Origin of the sequence: Bradyrhizobium nivariense (genome assembly GCF_029846695.2) — a bacterium.
In the GTDB taxonomy this organism is placed as follows: domain Bacteria; phylum Pseudomonadota; class Alphaproteobacteria; order Rhizobiales; family Xanthobacteraceae; genus Bradyrhizobium.
The window spans coordinates 41,918-57,979 of the sequence record NZ_JARWCR020000022.1; the positions used below are offsets into that span (position 1 = coordinate 41,918).

The following is a 16,062-nucleotide window of genomic DNA, read 5'->3' on the forward strand; positions in this document are numbered from 1 at the left end:
CGACAATACTACGATCCGAGAGCGAAAAGCGCACGCTGTCGTGAGGCGTGCTGAAATTCCCTACTGCAGTGCGTGGGGCCGAAGTCGGCGCCGACGGCCGTCGAACCATCGCGGCTGAGAAAATCACAAGCAATTTCAATTGTGTATGAGTTCGTAGTTTTGTTCTGAATGGTGCGCCATTTTCCCACCATTCAGTACAAAGCCGCGAATTGTTGCAGAGCTCCGGTATGGATCGGTGGGTATTTGATCGCCGATCGGCATCTAGGGTTGATGTCATCGACTCGGCCGGCATCGTCGCCGACGCCTCAGCGGATCATAGTCTTCCGCTCCGCTCCGTCTCGCCTGGGCACCACTTCGACCGCCGAAGCCAAACGGCGCGGCTGGAGCAGGACGGCGAACTCTTCGAGCGATACCGGCGGAGAAAAAATATAGCCTTGCGCCATGGTCGCGCCGTTTTCGGCCGCGAACCGGAGGTCTTCGGCCGTTTCGACGCCTTCGACGACCGTTTCGAACCCCAATTCGTCCGCAAGTCCGAGCGCCAGGCGAAGGATCGTCTGCTTTTCGCGGTCTTCCGCAACACCGGCCACGAGCGTGCGATCGAGCTTCACGGCGTCGAAGGGGAGCCTCGCCATCGTCGAAAGATTCGAATAGCCGGCTCCGAAATCGTCCATTGCGAAGCGTATGCCCAATTGCCTGAGCAGGCTTATTCTCTCGCGCACGACGTCAGGATTGCGCATCGCGACCGACTCTGTGATCTCGATCTCGAGCTTTGGCGGCGGGAAGTCGGCCTCGCGAACGGCCGTGATGATATCCCTGATGAACAGCGGGTCTTCGATTTCCGTCGCTGCGACATTTACGGCGAGCACGAGGTTCGAGCCGGCTCGGATAAAGCCCCCGATTTCGGCGAGCGCGCGCCTCAGCACGAAGCGGTCGAGCTCCATGATGAGGCCGATCTCTTCCGCGATCTTGATGAAGCGCGCAGGAGGAATGTTGCCCTCCTTCGGGTGATGCCAGCGCGCCAGCGCCTCCACCCCCAGGATGCGGCCATCCGAGCAGGACACCTTGGGCTGGTAATGGACAACGAGCTCTTCATTGCGGATCGCCAAGGCAAGATCGGTTTCGAGCGCATGGCGGGCTCGCGCGACCTCTGCGAGATCCGGAGTGAAGAATGCGTAGGTATTGCCTCCCGAGCTCTTCGCGGCGTACATCGCAAGGTCGGCGCGGATCAGGAGATCGTCATAGGTTGTGCCGTGGGTGGGACAGATCGCGATGCCGATGCTGACGCCGACGGTCGCATGGTTGCTCTGCAGCTTGAAGGAAACCTGCAGCGTCTCGATCATCTCGCGGGCACTGAGGCTCGCGGCCTCGACGGTCTTCACCCCGGCGATGATGGCGACGAACTCGTCGCCTCCGACCCGGGCGAGCAGACATTTGCCTGGAGCGCCCTTGGACGCCAGCAAATTGCTCAAGCGCTCGGCCACCATCCTGAGCAACTCGTCGCCAGCCTTGTGCCCGAAAGTGTCGTTGATGGATTTGAAGCCATCCAGGTCGAGGAAGAACAGCGCTGCGCCCTCTTCCGCGCCGATGAGCGTCGGCGCATCGATGCGCATCTTCTCCCGATTGGGAATGCGGCTCACCGTGTCGTAGAAAGCGAGCTGACGAATTCTTCGAGTGCTGGCCCGCAAATGCGTCAGCATTTGCTCGAATGCGAGGCCGAGGCCGCGGACCTCGCCGATGCCCGTTGCGTGGAATTGAACGTCGAGATTGCCACCCGCGATTTCCTGGGCGGTCTTGGCGAGCGCTGAAAGTCCTTTCGTGAGGTGCCTCACGGCGGCCAACAGCGCGACGACCAAGGCACCGAGCGCCAGCGCCGCGGAAGCCAGGAACTGCCACATCAGCGAACGCGTATGGGACGCGCCGATCTGGAACATCTGATCGCGTGTCGTCGTCACCAGCGATGCGCTCGCGAACGTGCACACCTTGAGCGTCGCCTCGTAATCGACACAGCGCGCGACGTAGTTGCCGTCATCCGAGCGCTGCAGCCCGGCCAAACGCGTCCTGGCGCCGCTGAATCTCACCCCTTCAGGCCCCGCGGAAGACACGATCTCGTTGTCACCCGTGATGATGACGACGCCGGCATTGGCTAGCGAAGTGAAGTTCTCGAGAGTCCGTTCCGTGCGGCCGAGCGGTCGGATGGCGGCAAGCGCGCCGACGAGGTCGCCGAAATCGTCAAACACGGGCTCGATCGCGGTGTGCGCTATGGTCTGGCGCTGCGGCAGGCCGAGCGCTGACAATTCACGCAATTTGAGCTCATAGGTGCCTTCCTCACCCTGCGGGTGCGAGCGGCTATTGTCCTTGAGGATCGGGTTGAGATTGACAGAGAGGGCGGTACCCTCGAACGCCTGGTTCAGCGCGAGCAGGTCGAGGGACGTGTTGGCGCCGATCACGCGACCGGTTCCGTCGAAGGCGATCAGCCTTTCGAAGCCGGAGGTCGAAGCAACGATGCTGAGCAGCTCGCGGATGGTCACATCGTTGTTCGAGGCGACCGCCTTGGCGACATCGGCGCGCTGAGCGATCTGACGCAGGCGAGATGCGGTTTCTGCGCCTAGGGCCTCGATTCGCGCTCGCGCCAACTGCGCCTCGCCGTCGAGGCGATGAGCGAGCTGGTCTTCTGAGAGTTCACCCAGTGCCGTAGCCTGGTGCCTCAGTTGCTGCTGCAGGCGTAGCGCCGTCGAGCCACCGATGAGGCCGAGCCCGAGGATGCCGGTCGCGAGCACGACGGCAACAAGGCGCATGGCGATAGACGAGGGGAAACCCGGAATCGCGGACGGAACGAGCCAATGACGCCAACGGGGTGGCGCCCTCGATGCCTTTTCCGAATCCGTATCAATCGCCGCCACCGCCAGCACCCTGAACTTGCGGGGCCAGTCAATGTCGCTCACTGAGGCCCCTGAGCGTGTTCCAGGGCGACCTTAGGCGAGCGAAACATTCAATATCGTCTATTTATCGGCTATTTGTGGTTGACTAATTAACAATCGGTTTTTTGAAACCATCAAATTTTGTGCTTCTGTCCGCCACAGATGATTCCCAATGCACGGCGTTGCGACAACAGATGGTTTAGGTTTCTTTGCCAGATTGCGCACCTCGTGGTTCGAAGGGGTCTGCCATGGCATTTTCGAGGATAACGGCGGCAATTCTGGGCCTCTGCCTTGCGGGGGTGAATGCCGCTAGCGCCGAAACACGCCGGTTCGACATCGTCGGGACCGGAGATGGCATCGATGTCCTGCGCGTCGTCGCCGCCAGCTTCATGCAGCAGGAAGGATCGGCACGGATCGAGGTCCCGCCGAGCATCGGTTCTGGCGGAGGCATCGCGGCCGTGGGGTCCGGCAAGGCGATCTTGGGGCGCGTCGCACGCGGCCTGACCGACGCCGAAGCGGCTTCCGGCATCGTCTACAAGGCGATCGCCCGCCTGCCATCGGCTTTCATCGTCCATCCCGCCTGTGGGGTGAGTGCCGTCACAAGCGATCAGCTCGTTGCGATCTATTCGGGCCGCCTCGCGAACTGGAAGGAGCTGGGCGGCGCCGATATACGCATCCGCGTCGTGCGGCGCGAGGACCAGGACAGCACTCTCACCGTACTACGGGCCAGCATGCCCGGCTGGCATGATCTCGAGATCACCGAGAAATCGAAGACGGCGACGACCACACAGGAAGCGATCGAGACGGTTCGCGATGTTCAAGGCGCGATCGGCTTCGGCCCCTTCTCGCGGCCGTTGGAACAAGGGCTCACAGTGCTTCGCGTGGACGGCCACTACCCGACCGACGCGGATTATCCCTCGAGCGTGGTGCTGGCGCTGATCTATTTAAGGACGTTGCAGGATCCGGACGCCTTGGCCTTTCTACGCTTTGCCGATACGCAGAAGGCGGCCGACGTCATCACCGGCCTCGGTAGTCTGCCCGTCAAGCCGTGAGCCGCCGGGGCTCGCTGGCCGCCGGCGCTGCTGAGCTCGGCATCGGCTCACAGACTGGGGCGATGAGGCTGCTCCCGGCTTCGCCATAGACGGGTGACCTTGTCCATCAGCGATGAGGTTTGCGAGCTCGGCAGGAAAGGATCGGCGTAGCATTGCGCATTGGCCGAGCGCGCCTTGTTCTTCACGATATCGACGAGACCAACGGGGCCGGCGACGTAGACCGTATCCTCCAGCCCGAGCAGGGGCAGGTAGTGCGATGGGCGGCCGGGCCTGATCGGCAGGGTGGATCCGACCTCCGTCGTCGCAATGACGTCGCGGACACCGTCGTCGATCAGCCACTGCAACGAGGGAAGCATATAGAGGTTATCGGCATCCCGGCTGCCGGCGACGACCACTATCTCGCGGTTGCGCTGGGTCGAGCGCGCCGAGCGGGCCAGCGCCCAGATCGGGGCCCAGCCTGCTCCGCCAGCGACCAGCACCAGCGGCCCCTGGCCCTGTCGCAGATAGGCTTGTCCGAACGGGCCTTGCACATGCGCCGCATGGCCGGGCCTGATGGCCTTGCCGAACTGCCCCGACACGGTGCCGTCAGGCAGGCGCCGGATGTGGAAGACGAGTTCGACTTGCTTGAAGGAACCATCGAGTCTGAAGGTCGGGCTGAGCTCGCGCGCAGGATAGCCGGAAAACTTGACGCGCACATATTGGCCCGGCCGAAACTCGAGCGGCGCCGAGGTCGTCAGCACGACTTCGGCGATCTCTGGCGAGAGCTCGTTGATCTCGGTAACGGCGCCCGCCCGCTTCATCGGTACCGGCAATTCTTCGAATTCGATCTCCGCATCGCCTGCGACCGCGGCCTGGCAGGCGAGCACAGTGCGGCCATGGCCCGAGCCGCCGTCATCGACCGCGCCCGAAACGACCGTCACGCGGCAGCTCTGACATTGTCCCGATCTGCAGTCGTGTGGAATGAGAATCGAGCCACCGAGCGCCGCGTCGATCAAGCTTTCGCCGGCGCGGGCTTCGACGAGCTTGCCGTTGAGGACGAGCCGACAATGCCCCTTCATCGCGAGGCCTCTGGGCGCCGCGAATTTCGGCGAGCAGGCCGCTGCTCGCCGCGCCATAGTGACTTCCGGTCGAGCGCGTCGCCCACCATGAGACGCCTATTTCTCCGTGACGACAAGCACCGGGCGGTTATGGGTCGCATGCCGCGTCTGTGCATGGTCGAAGACAGCGACCCACATGTAGAGATCGCGGGCTGGCACGAAGCCTTTGTCATATCTGCCATCGCTTTTCATGTTGCGCGTCAGCTCGAGCGTCCAATGTCCGTTGCTCCATTTTGAAACCCCGGTGACATTGGCCCGCTCTCCTTCGGTGTCGCCGGCAATAATCACGCCAGGCAGGATCGTGCCAACGGGAATCCTCGCGTCGGCCTGTGGCGTGTAGGGCTCGCTCTCCCAGTCGAACATGTACCAGCGGCCGTTCTCGTCGTCGCTGCTGTCGGGATTGAGATCGAATTTGCCGAGGGCTGCGACCTGCGCCGTCCAGTCTTTGGGAAGCCGCAGAACCGTGACGGGCCCCTTGTCGTTCTTGTGGATGAACTTGAAATTATACGAATAAAGAGAGCGACCAGGCTTGTTCCAATAGCCGCCTTGGTAGCGGGCATCGTAATTTTGCTCGTCCAAGGTCGGGGCGTAGGGCGGGCCGATATATTGGCTATCGACACGCCCGAGCATGCCCCCACGCGACGCCTTCCACTGCCACATGTCTATGTAGCTGCCATCCGTCGTGAAGTGGAAGCCCCGGCTGTTGATCGGCATCGGTTTGCCGGGCAGCGGGTTGGCGCCGAGATCCGTCGCGCCTGCGCCGCCGAGCGATGGGTTATCCGAGAAAATGACGGCCAGTTTGTCCTCATAGAAGTCGACGGAGTCTTGCAGGCCCGCACGCTCGTCGAGGACGTGCCAGCCATCCTCTTTCTTGATGATCGGAATGCGGCGCAGGGAGCGCGTGGGATCGTCCCAGCGGAAGGCGAAATAGATCTTCTGCCCGTCATGCAGGGCGCGCACTTCCACCAGCGATTCGCCCGATCCGTCGAGATTGGCACCCTGCTGCGTGCGGATGAAGACGGGGCGTGCGCGCGACCAGGCGGGATCGCCCATGGCGCCGTCCAGCTTGGGCGCGTCGCTCACCCGCGCGACGACGAGCGCATCGCGCGTCGCCCAGTCGACCCCGGCGACGCCGCACGCGACTGCCACCCCGATTGCAGCGGCGACGAGAAGAGGCCTCGGCCGCACGGCCTTCGTGATCGCGAGCGGGGTCGGCCGGAACACGCGGAAAATCTGCAGCCAGCCGCCATAGAGATAGTGCGCGGCGACATGCGCGAAGATATAGACGAGCGCGACGAAGGCGGCGGTCGAGTGGAGATAAGCCCACCAGCCGCCATAGCCGAGATACATCATGACGCCCGTCGCCGTGAGGAAGATCACGAGCGCATAGACGAACCAGTGCAGGATGACGTTGACGGCTCCCCACTTGAGGCGAGCCGGAGCGCGCATCGCGAGAATCCGCGTCTTCTTGGGGCTGTTGCGCTCGACGAGGCCGCTGCGCGCGAGGTAGGCGACGTAGGCCGACCCGCAGAAGAAGACGGCGAGTCCGGCGAGCAAATGCCAGGAAAAGATCTCGCCCTGCGGCAGGACGGGAGCGAGCCATTTCGAGAAGGGGGCGTGCAGCGCGTCCGCTGCGATGCGTAGGCCGGTAACGAGGCTTACGACGAACGCGAGCGCGGTCGCCCAATGGAGCGTTATCGTCCCGACATCCGTGCGTGGCGGGCCTTCGTGAGGCTTTGTTTGAGCGAGGCTTCTCTCGGTCAAGGCGTCGGCGTTCGTTCGAGCGGTGTCATTTTTCATTGCACAAAGCTTACCCACGGTAAATCGGCAGAGCCACAGCACCCGCTTTTCGCTTCTCCCGGAAAAAGCGGACAGCTGCGAACAAACTACCTCCGCGATATCATAAGCAAGTTATCGAGTCTGGCGAGATCGTTCGTTTCGCGACAATTCGTCCCCGGTCGGCCGTCCTTTAACCATTCGAGAAGGCGCGAGCATCACGAGGTTTCCGCGGGATTTCTGACGGGCAGTTTTGCTCCCCCTTGGTGACACCTGCTGGTCGAAGGCGATCAGGCGGCTGTTGGCGATGGCAACGCGGTGGGTGTGCCGCGACAGATAGGCGAGCATGGCCTCGGGCCCGCCGAACGGCCGCGTTGCGTAGACGACCCACTCCGCTTGCGCAGTGGCGCCAGAAAGGCTGCGAAGCATTGGGATTTGGCGAGATGGGCGTGGTCGCCGAAGAAGCCAAGGCGGCGGGTCGCTAAACCACGTCCATCATAAACTCGGCGGAAACCGTTGGGGGAGGTAGGTAGCCTTCAGTGAGTCGATCCTCCCCAGCAGCTTGAATTTATATAATAATTTCAATTATATATGAGTTCGCGGTTTTGTTCTGAATGGCGCGCCATTTCGGTCAGCAAGTTTATTGAGGGCTCTGGCACCGCGCAACCAGCGTGTCCGCTCACCAAACGATGCGGAAGCCGCCTGTGCCCTTGTAGCTGTGACTATCAGAGCTACCAGCGAGGCTCGCATTGTAGGAGACTTCGCCGAAGATGGCATAGCGGCCATTGGCCCAGCTGTAGGTGCCGCCGCCGCCGATGCTGCCCCACAGCCGGTCTTGAGCGCTGGCGAAGCCGGTGCCGGCCACATCGACGCTCGTACCGTTGAGAAACCCGTAGTGGACATTGGCCATGCCGTAGACGTCGGAGCGCGTGATGCCCGAGCCGTCATTCCAGGTCTTCTGATGGCTGAGCGCAAGTCCGGCGCGGCCGACCAAGCTGTCGTTATCGCGCAGCGACACCCGCGCGCCGAACCGATCGGCGAAGCTGTCGAAATCGACCTTCGAATAAGCTAGCTGCGCCTGCGGTGTCAGTGACCAGCCGTTGCCGACTGCGATCCGCCTGCCGGTTTCGACGCTGAAGGCATAGCCCAGCCCTTCATTGCCGTGCGTCAGGCTGCCAACCAGCACTGAAGAAAGATCGCTGTGGTAGAACATCGACTGCGCCTGGCCGTCGACATAGAAGCCGTTGTCGCCATACCAGGTCAGGGTGCCGCCGACGCCTGCGCCTTCGACGCGGATCCGGCCGTTGCCGAAGAACGACGCGACGTTGGCCGTGGTCAGACCATATTGCGCCGTGAGGCCGACGATCAGCCTGCCCCGCTCATTCTCCAGCACAACACCGTCGAGGCCCGCCTGCAGCTTCATCTGATCGGCGGTGTAGGTCGAGCCGGTGGTGTTGGAGGGCTGCAGGTCGGCACGCCGACCTTCGATGCGGCCCCAGAATGCCGAGGGCGCCGGCGAACCGTCACCCGGCACCGGCGCGATACCTGCGCGCGCCATGGCATCGCTGCCGCCCCAATAGCGATTGCCGACGCGCTGCTGCAATGTCGGCAACTCGTTCAGGCCGAGCAAGACCTGGGCATAGTTTTCGTACAGCGGAACACCGGGCTGATAGAGCGGGCCGGGAGGTGCTGCGGGCGGCGGCGGATTGACGAGGCTGGAGCGCAGGTACCAGTCGCCATCGGTCGGCGTGCTGACGCCGTTCTTCTGTAGCGTATAGGCATAGGCGCCGCCGACCACTGCCTGCTGGCCCTGAATGACGTAATTCCCCTGCAGCGCGAAGATGCCATTCGAGGCGCCGCCGACATCGACGACCTTGATGCCTTCGACGGTCGGCGCTCCAGTGCCGCCGACATTGGCGACCCGCAAGGCCGTAGCACCCAAAGTGCTGCCCTGAACCACGAGGCGGTCGGTCACTGAAGCGTCGCTACCCAGAGCGGTATTGAGACGAAGCAGGCCATTCCCGCCGACATAATCCCCGGTCACGGTCAGGGTCGTGCCGGGAGCGCCGTTCAGGCTCACGGTGCCCGCATTGCCAAGCGATGCGACAGTCTGGTCGTGGCCATTGAGGTCAAGCGCGCCGCCGCTCAGGACCGAAAACGCCGACGCCGCACTGAACACGTTCGCTGCGCCCGCCTGCAACGTGCCGGCTGCCACCGTCGTGCTGCCGGCGTTGGTGGCAGCGCCGTTCAGAAGCAGCGTGCCGGTACCGTCCTTCACGAAGCCGCCCGCACCGGTCAGCGTGCCGTTGAGCGTCAGCGTGGTAGCGGAGTCGGTCAGGAACGTGCCGGTGCCCGGCAGGCTGACGAGACGGTTGCTGGCAATGCTGGCGGTGGTCTGCAGCGTACCGCTATCGAGGGTCACCCCGCCGCTTGCCGCACCCAGATTGGCATCGCTGGAAATGCGCAGCGTGCCGCCCTGGACCGCGGTGCCCCCGGTATAGGTATTGGCGCCGGTCAGAACCAGCGTGCCGAGATCGGTCTTGACCAGCTGGGTGTTGCCGCTCAGCACATTGTCGATCGTCGCAATGAAGCTTGCGCCCGTCAGCGTGCCATCGCCAACGCGGATGATCGACGTCGGCGAACCCGACAAGGCGATGGCACCGCCGGTCAAGTGATAGCCATCGGCGGCGAACTGCATGCCCGCGGCCGTGACCTGTCCGAGGCTGTTGTCGACCGTCACCGTTCCCCCGATCCCGGCGAAGATCGCAAATGCGGCGTCGGTGAATGGCGCATTCACCGTCCCGGTGCCGGTGGTCCAGTTGTCATTGCCGGCGGAGTTCTGCCAAATGCCGTTGCCGCCGTTGACCACGCCGTTGTTCCTCGGGCCAGCCGCGCCGTCCCAGAAGTTCAGCGTCAGCCCCGCGGTGTTGACGAGATTGACCTGGTTGGCGATCGAGGTCTGGACGAAGAAATCCGGCGATGGAATCGTGCCGACCTGCAGACCATTGTTGGTCAGGGAGCCATTGTAGCTGATGGCCCGGTAGATGCCCGGATCGAACGTGCCGCCCGGCGACACCGTCACATTCAACGTGCCATCGAGCGTGAGATTGCCGTTGACCTTGGTCAAATCGTTCAGGGCCCCGCCGACGACGTTGGCCTGGCCGAAATTGTAGTTCAGCGCCGATCCGCTGCTGAGCGCGAGGTTCTGCTGAATCGTCAAGGTGCCGGGAACCCCGCCGGTATTGCCGGGCGCCAGTGTGCCGCCATTGGCCACAGCGACGCTGCCACCGATGACGCCGTTGCCGCCGAGCGCTCCGCCGTTGTTCACCGCGGTGAGGCCAGTGGCCGCGGTCTGGTCGCCGTTGACGATCAAGCTGCCGGCGGAGATCGTGGTTGGACCGCCATAGCTATTGGCGGCGGTAAGCACAGTCGTGCCGCTGCCGATCTGGTTCACGACGCCCGTGCCGGAGATCAGCCCGCCGAAGGTGACCGCGTCGGAGCGGTTGAACACCAGCACTCCGTTGTCGACCACGTTGCCGACGATGCTGCCGCTCGTGCCGCCATTGCCGAGCTGCAGGGTTCCGGCGCTGATCGTCGTGCCGCCCGTATACGTATTGGCGGCCGTGAGGGCCCATGTGCCGGCCGTATTGACGGCGAGCGCGCCCACGCCGGAGATAACGCCGGAGAGGCTGTTGACGCCGGTGAAGCTGCCGCCCAGCGTCCCCGCGCCCGGGAGCGCCACGGCGCCGGAGAGCGTCAACGCCCCCGAGCCGTTGTTCCTGAGGGTGCCGCTGGTGAGGCTCCATCCGCGGTTGGAACTGGCACCCGCGCCGGTGTAACTCAGGATGCTGCCGCCGTTGATGCCGACCTGGTTGATGCCGCCATTGCCGGCGCCGATGGAGCTTGCGACGCCCAGATTCGCCAGCACGGGGGCCACGACCGTCACCCCGCCCGAAATGGAGGTGACGGAGCCCCAGTCGTTGGCGCCGCCGAGCGTGATGGTCCGCCCGGCGGCGCCGGTAAAGGAAACGGCTCTTATTAGGACGCCGTCGGTGATCGCGCCGAGCAAGGCCAGATCGCCGGAAACGGCGTCGAAGTTCGACGTGGCGGTGTTGCTGCCGGTCAAGGTGATGGCGCCGGTCAGCGTCAAGGTGCCGCTGCCCGAATTGCGCAGCCGGGTATCGGCCCCTCCCGCCCCCGAGGCTTGGAAGGTCCAGTTGCGGTTGCTGCTGTCGCCTGTGCCGGTGTAGGCGATGGTCGAGACGCCGCTGGTGAGGGCGACGAGGATGGTGCCGTTGGCGACCGTCGTCGGCGCGCCCAGCGCGCTGGCCACGCCCAAATCGCCGACGGAGCTGAAGGAATGGGTGCCGCCCGTCCCGGTGAACCGGGTCTGGCCGGTGTAGTCGTTGGCGTTGTTGCTCAGGGTGACGTTGTTGAACGCGGATCCGGTGCCCAACACGTTGAGCCCGCCCGCGCCGGTGTAACGGGCCGCGCCCACGCGGCCGGTCACGGTGGCGCTGCCGCTGGTGAGGGTGACTAGCCGGCTGGCGAGCAGCGCAGAGTTGGTGGTGTTACCGAGTTGGGTGCCGTTGGCCAGCGTGATGCCGTTGGCGGCGGCGCCGAGTGCGGCGTCGGCGGTGACGTTCAGGGTGCCGGCATTGACATCGATGCCGCCGCTGAAGGTATTGGCGCCGCTCAGCGTCAGAGTGCCGGCGCCGGCCTTGGTCAGGCCCGCGGTGCCGGCGATGACGGAGCTGATGGTCGCGGACGCAGTGTTGGTGATGGTGGGGGTCGCGCCGCCCAGCGTCAGCGTGCCGCCGGTCAGGGTTGCCGTGCCTTCCTGGAAGATCAGGCTGTTGATGTTCTGCGTTCCGTTCACCGTCACCGTATAGGCGCCGGTGGCGTCGGTTCCGGCCGAGAAGAACAGGCGATCCGCGGTCGTCGTGGTGACCGCGCCTGTCGCCGTGGTGCCGGTGGAGCTGGTGGAGAGCGTCGTGCCGCCGGCGCTCCAGGTTCCGCTCGGTGTCGTCCCGCCGGCGCCCGCGGTGGCACCATTGATGTCCCAAAAGTAATCGATCGCGTGCGCCGGTGTAGCGGCAAGGCCAAGCAGGGCGACCAATATTCCGCTGCGCGCCAAGGTGAGCGCAACACCGCCGATGCCAAGCGCACCGAGACCGAGCCGATCACGCCGCAGGCCGAGGGACTGGTGTGCCCGCCGCAACACCATCATCAATCGTCGTCGCAGCGATCGGCCGCCTTCCTCCGCACCGGCGAGCCAGTTCGTCGCGAAGCGAGCGCAGCGACGAGTGATCATGAGTTCCCCCCGTACGGGCCTCAGCTCTTTTCTGCGTGTCTGTTCGTGCGGCCGCTGATCGCTGAAGGCGCGACCGGTTCTTTCCTGCAGGGCTTAGCGACGCGGCAAGCGCATTCCGCTCAGCCCCTTTTCCGAATGTGCGAACGCATCCGGGATGTCATGCCGAATAATGCAACGTAGGTTGGTCAGTAGCAATCGGCAACAAATAAACCCTAAAGTCGTAACGGAACTCGCCGCGTGTAACCGCGGCGCAACGCTGATTCAAATCGAGACAATTTCAAGGCTTCACGTGAACACGGAGGCAGCCGCCCGTGAGCGCGCAAGATCGCAGTCCGTCGCAGGTTATCCGGCTGGATCGCTTGGGCGGCCGGTGCATCAAAGCGCCACGGCGAACACGTAGTTCCCATCTTCATCGGCCGTAGCGCGCCAGTTTGCCAAAGCCCCGCTTTGGCGTGCCGATGGCTGCCGTTTCCCACACCACTCGCGATCTCGGTGAATCGCGATGACAGTTACGTGCACTGGACTGCACCCTGGAATGAGACACGGCAATTGCGGTGACAGGCTCATTCCGAGGATGACCTGTGGCAGCAAGAGGAAAGAACCGTCGGCTTCCGAGGTTGCCCTCAGCAACGGATATCACCCGGCTCTGGAATGCTCCGGCACGTTGTCCATTGAGAGTGTCGGGACTGCCACCCGTGCGCAGCGCTAGCGTGGCCGCATACTCCCGGGTTCTCGCGTCTGATAGGCTCCGGCGTCATAGCGCCACGCGAAGCAATAGTGCCCATCTTCATCGGCCTCGGCGCGCCATTCATCATCAGGCATTCACGCGCTCTTCGGCCGAAACGCGACGATGGATCCGGTCGGCCCTTCTTCGTGCATCGCCGCCTCGATAGCCTTCGCGAGCGCGGCCTGGTCGAATGGCTTTGACAAGCGCGGCAGGCTGGATCGCGCATCGCTGGGAAGCTCCGCGTATCCCGTGCTCAGGAGGATGATCGTCTCGGGACGCTCCGCGGCGACAGCGCTGGCCAGCTGCAGTCCGGTCATGCCAGGCATGGCATAGTCGGTAACGACCAGGTCGACGGTACGCGTGCGGCGGAGCAAAGCCAGTGCCTCGTCGCCCGAGCGCGCCTCGACCACGATGTGCCCAAGATCATCCAACATCGCTGCGGTGTTCTCGAGCACCAGGAGGTCGTCGTCGACCACAAGCACGGAAAGCTGCCGGCTGGCCCGAGCTACGGGTGCCGGAGCCTCCGTGCGCAGGTCCGGCACCGCGGTCTCCTCGGCGATCGGCAGCCAGATGTCGGCTGTCGTGCCCTCGCCAGGACGGCTCTTCAATACGAGCCTGCCGCCGGACTGTTCGGCAAGTCCGTGAACCATTGACAGACCGAGCCCGGTGCCTTTGCCGACGCCCTTGGTCGTGAAGAACGGCTCCTGCGCGTGCTTGAGGATCTCGTCGCTCATGCCACAACCCGTGTCGCTCACCGAGAGCGCAACATAGCCGCTGTTCGAAAGCCCGCCATCGTCCTGTTCCTCGCGCGCGGCGATGGTAATCAGGCCACCGTCCGGCATCGCATCGCGCGCGTTGACCGCCAGGTTGAGGACAGCCAGTTCGAGCTGGTTCGCGTCGACCCTCACCTTCGGCAGGTCCATCGGAAACAGCGTCTCGACACGAATGCCGGCCTCGAATTTCAACAATGACGCCATGCCGTGCACCAACTCGCGGACATCGACGGCCGCCGGCCTGAGATCTTGCTTACGCGCAAAAGCGAGCATGCGCTGGGTCAGGGAGGCGCCCCGCTGCGCGCCTTGCATCGCGTTCTCCACCAGGCGCTCGATCTTCGGATCGCCCGACGGCAGGCGCTTCTTCAGAAGCTCGAGGCTGCCGAGAACGGCCGCGAGCAGATTGTTGAAGTCGTGGGCCACGCCGCCGGTGAGCTGGCCGATGGTCTCCATCTTCTGCGACATCATCAGCGCTTCGCGCGCCCGATCCAGTGCTTCCTGCGCCCGTCTCCTTTCGCTGACGTCGCGCACGATGTTCGCAAAGCCGGCGATTGCGCCGCTCTCGTTCCGTACCACAACGATGGTTGCTTCCGCCCAGAAGCGGCTGCCGTCCTTGCGCACACGCCAGCCTTCGATTGCGGACTTGCCCTCCCGCTCGGCTTCAACGAGCGCGCGCGCGGCCGCGCCGGCGGCGCGATCTTCGTCGGTATGAAAAATGGTGTAGCTCGTCCCTACGATGTCATTGCCATAGCCCATCAGCCGGCGCGCGCCGAGATTCCAGTTGCCCACGCGCCCGTCCGAATCCAGCATGAAGATCGCGTGGTCGACGATACCTTCGACAAGGAGCCGAAAGCGTTCTTCGCTGCGCCTCAGTGCGTCGGCCTCGCGTTGGGCGCGCTCCGCGGAAGCCCTGTCATAGACGGCAGCCGCGATCCCGATGCTCAGGATCATAATGGTGATGCCGGCGAGCAGGAACGCGAGCGGCGCCTGCCCGACGCCGAGATGTCCGGCCTGCCGGGCCATGGTGCTCGTCGGCAGGAACATGGCGCCTTCCATCGCGGCGTAGTGCATGCCGGAGATCGCAAGGCCCATCACCAATCCCGCGAACAGCCGCTGGGCCGCGTTGGTGTTGCGAAAGGCGAGCCAGAGCGCCACGATCGAGGCGCTGATCGCGATCAGGATCGAGAGCACAACCCATCGCGGATCGTACGCGATGAGGGCCGCCATCCGCATCGCGGCCATGCCGGTATAGTGCATGCCGGAGATACCAAGTCCCATCGCGAAGCCGGATGCGAGGAGCGCCCGTGGGCGTCGTCCGACAACGGCAAAGGCGGCAGCGGCGACTACAATCGGAATGACCAGCGAGAGCAGAGTCAGGAATGGGTCGTACGAGATCTCGATTCCGGGCAGGCTGAACGCCAGCATGCCGACAAAGTGCATGGACCAGATGCCGCCGCCCATGGCGACCGCAGCGGCTACCAGCCAGGATCGGCGGGCCCTCCCCGAAGCAGCTCGCATTCGGGTCGCCAGGTCCAATGCCGTATAGGAGGCGAGTGCCGCGATCAGAATCGATAACGCGACCAGAACGGGATCGTGAAAAGCCGCATGATGATGCATTTCGGCTGACGCTAGCCGAACTTACGTTCGCGTTCGCGTTCCCGCAAATTGTCCTCCCCCACGAGCCGAAATCGTCTTCGGCACCAAGATTGTTCCCGTCAGACATGACCGCATCGATGATGGCCGCGGCATCCGTACCCTTTGTCAGACGAGAATCAGTTGAGAATAGTACCGGCCAGAAGCCTGCATCGCAAAGGTGGCAGCAAGTCGGCCGGTTCCCGCCCAAGCTGCATGACGGGCGGCCCCCGTCACGCGCCGATAGCGCGGAATCGCAGGCGGTCGCAGATCAGTCGGTTGGAGCGCGTCATCAGCCATGGCAAAACCCGGTGTCGAACCGGTGGCGGCAGACGTCGGCCGTGGCCTCGTGCCTGAGGTGCAGCACCCACGATCGCCTGTAATCTGCTTCACACGCAAACGGCGCCCAATGACGCTAGATGGAACAGGCCGTGCCTCCGCGCGGCCTGTTCGGAGCTGGCGATGTTGGCTGCACTGGCAAAGGCGATATCCCGCGCGACGAGAACCAACGTTGATGTCGAAACTCTAAAAGTCCTCGCGATCTTCTCGGGCGCAGGCTTACTGCTCTCTCTCGTGGTCGCGATGATCTACGGACAGGCTATCAACGCGGCCTTGTTTTGAGAGCGCGCGCGTAAACCACGCTTCGCCGCGAAACATCGCCTCGTCCTGAGGAGCCCGCCCACAGCGGGCGTCCCGAAGGAGGGCCACAGCGAAACCGGCTTGCCAGCTTCTCTTCCCTATGCGGTATCCCTCCCGGCGCAAATGCCCCGGAG

At 64.0% G+C, this 16,062-nt stretch carries 7 protein-coding genes and 3 pseudogenes; 2 read left to right on the top strand and 8 right to left on the bottom strand.

Annotated elements, in window-relative coordinates:
* Positions 1–305 precede the first annotated feature (305 nt).
* Entirely contained in the window at positions 306–2,795 is a 2,490-nt protein-coding gene (locus QCM77_RS19745) for a bifunctional diguanylate cyclase/phosphodiesterase (RefSeq protein WP_279684549.1), read from the bottom strand.
* Between the two features lie 371 nt (positions 2,796–3,166).
* Here QCM77_RS19745 and QCM77_RS19750 point away from each other — a divergent pair, with 371 nt between their 5' ends.
* The gene (locus QCM77_RS19750) at positions 3,167–3,970 is read left to right on the top strand and encodes a substrate-binding domain-containing protein (RefSeq protein WP_279684550.1); all 804 of its coding nucleotides are present in this window, start codon (positions 3,167–3,169) and stop codon (positions 3,968–3,970) included.
* Between the two features lie 47 nt (positions 3,971–4,017).
* On the opposite strand, the gene QCM77_RS19755 is transcribed toward QCM77_RS19750, so the two are convergent.
* The 7 genes and pseudogenes from QCM77_RS19755 to QCM77_RS19785 form a co-directional block, all read right to left on the bottom strand.
* Positions 4,018–5,085 (bottom strand): 2Fe-2S iron-sulfur cluster-binding protein, encoded by a 1,068-nt coding sequence (locus tag QCM77_RS19755; RefSeq protein ID WP_279684551.1) that lies wholly within the window; start codon positions 5,083–5,085, stop codon positions 4,018–4,020.
* 39 nt (positions 5,086–5,124) lie between these two features.
* On the bottom strand, positions 5,125–6,831 hold the full coding sequence (locus QCM77_RS19760) for an ethylbenzene dehydrogenase-related protein (RefSeq protein WP_279684552.1): 1,707 nt from the start codon (positions 6,829–6,831) through the stop codon (positions 5,125–5,127).
* Between the two features lie 285 nt (positions 6,832–7,116).
* A pseudogene (locus QCM77_RS19765) lies at positions 7,117–7,316 on the bottom strand (transposase); the annotation flags it as partial.
* A 206-nt stretch (positions 7,317–7,522) separates the two neighbouring features.
* Positions 7,523–9,058 (bottom strand): autotransporter family protein, encoded by a 1,536-nt coding sequence (locus QCM77_RS19770; RefSeq protein WP_462804340.1) that lies wholly within the window; start codon positions 9,056–9,058, stop codon positions 7,523–7,525.
* Positions 9,032–10,558 (bottom strand): annotated as a pseudogene (locus QCM77_RS19775) (autotransporter outer membrane beta-barrel domain-containing protein); the annotation flags it as partial. The pseudogene QCM77_RS19775 and the gene QCM77_RS19770, both read right to left, overlap by 27 nt.
* A 933-nt stretch (positions 10,559–11,491) precedes the next feature.
* Positions 11,492–12,157 (bottom strand): annotated as a pseudogene (locus QCM77_RS19780) (autotransporter-associated beta strand repeat-containing protein); the annotation flags it as partial.
* Positions 12,158–12,979: 822 nt separating this feature from the next.
* On the bottom strand, positions 12,980–15,274 hold the full coding sequence (locus QCM77_RS19785; protein WP_279684554.1) for an MHYT domain-containing protein: 2,295 nt from the start codon (positions 15,272–15,274) through the stop codon (positions 12,980–12,982).
* A gap of 477 nt (positions 15,275–15,751) precedes the next feature.
* Here QCM77_RS19785 and QCM77_RS19790 point away from each other — a divergent pair, with 477 nt between their 5' ends.
* Complete coding sequence (locus QCM77_RS19790; RefSeq protein WP_279684555.1) at positions 15,752–15,910, top strand: hypothetical protein; 159 nt, start codon at positions 15,752–15,754, stop codon at positions 15,908–15,910.
* Positions 15,911–16,062: the final 152 nt, after the last annotated feature.

Coding starts and splice junctions, on each gene's coding strand:
- QCM77_RS19745 (WP_279684549.1), bottom strand. CDS start 2,795: ATGCGCCTTGTTGCCGTCGTGCTCGCGACCGGCATCCTCGGGCTCGGC.
- QCM77_RS19750 (WP_279684550.1), top strand. CDS start 3,167: ATGGCATTTTCGAGGATAACGGCGGCAATTCTGGGCCTCTGCCTTGCG.
- QCM77_RS19755 (WP_279684551.1), bottom strand. CDS start 5,085: ATGGCGCGGCGAGCAGCGGCCTGCTCGCCGAAATTCGCGGCGCCCAGA.
- QCM77_RS19785 (WP_279684554.1), bottom strand. CDS start 15,274: ATGCATCATCATGCGGCTTTTCACGATCCCGTTCTGGTCGCGTTATCG.
- QCM77_RS19790 (WP_279684555.1), top strand. CDS start 15,752: ATGTTGGCTGCACTGGCAAAGGCGATATCCCGCGCGACGAGAACCAAC.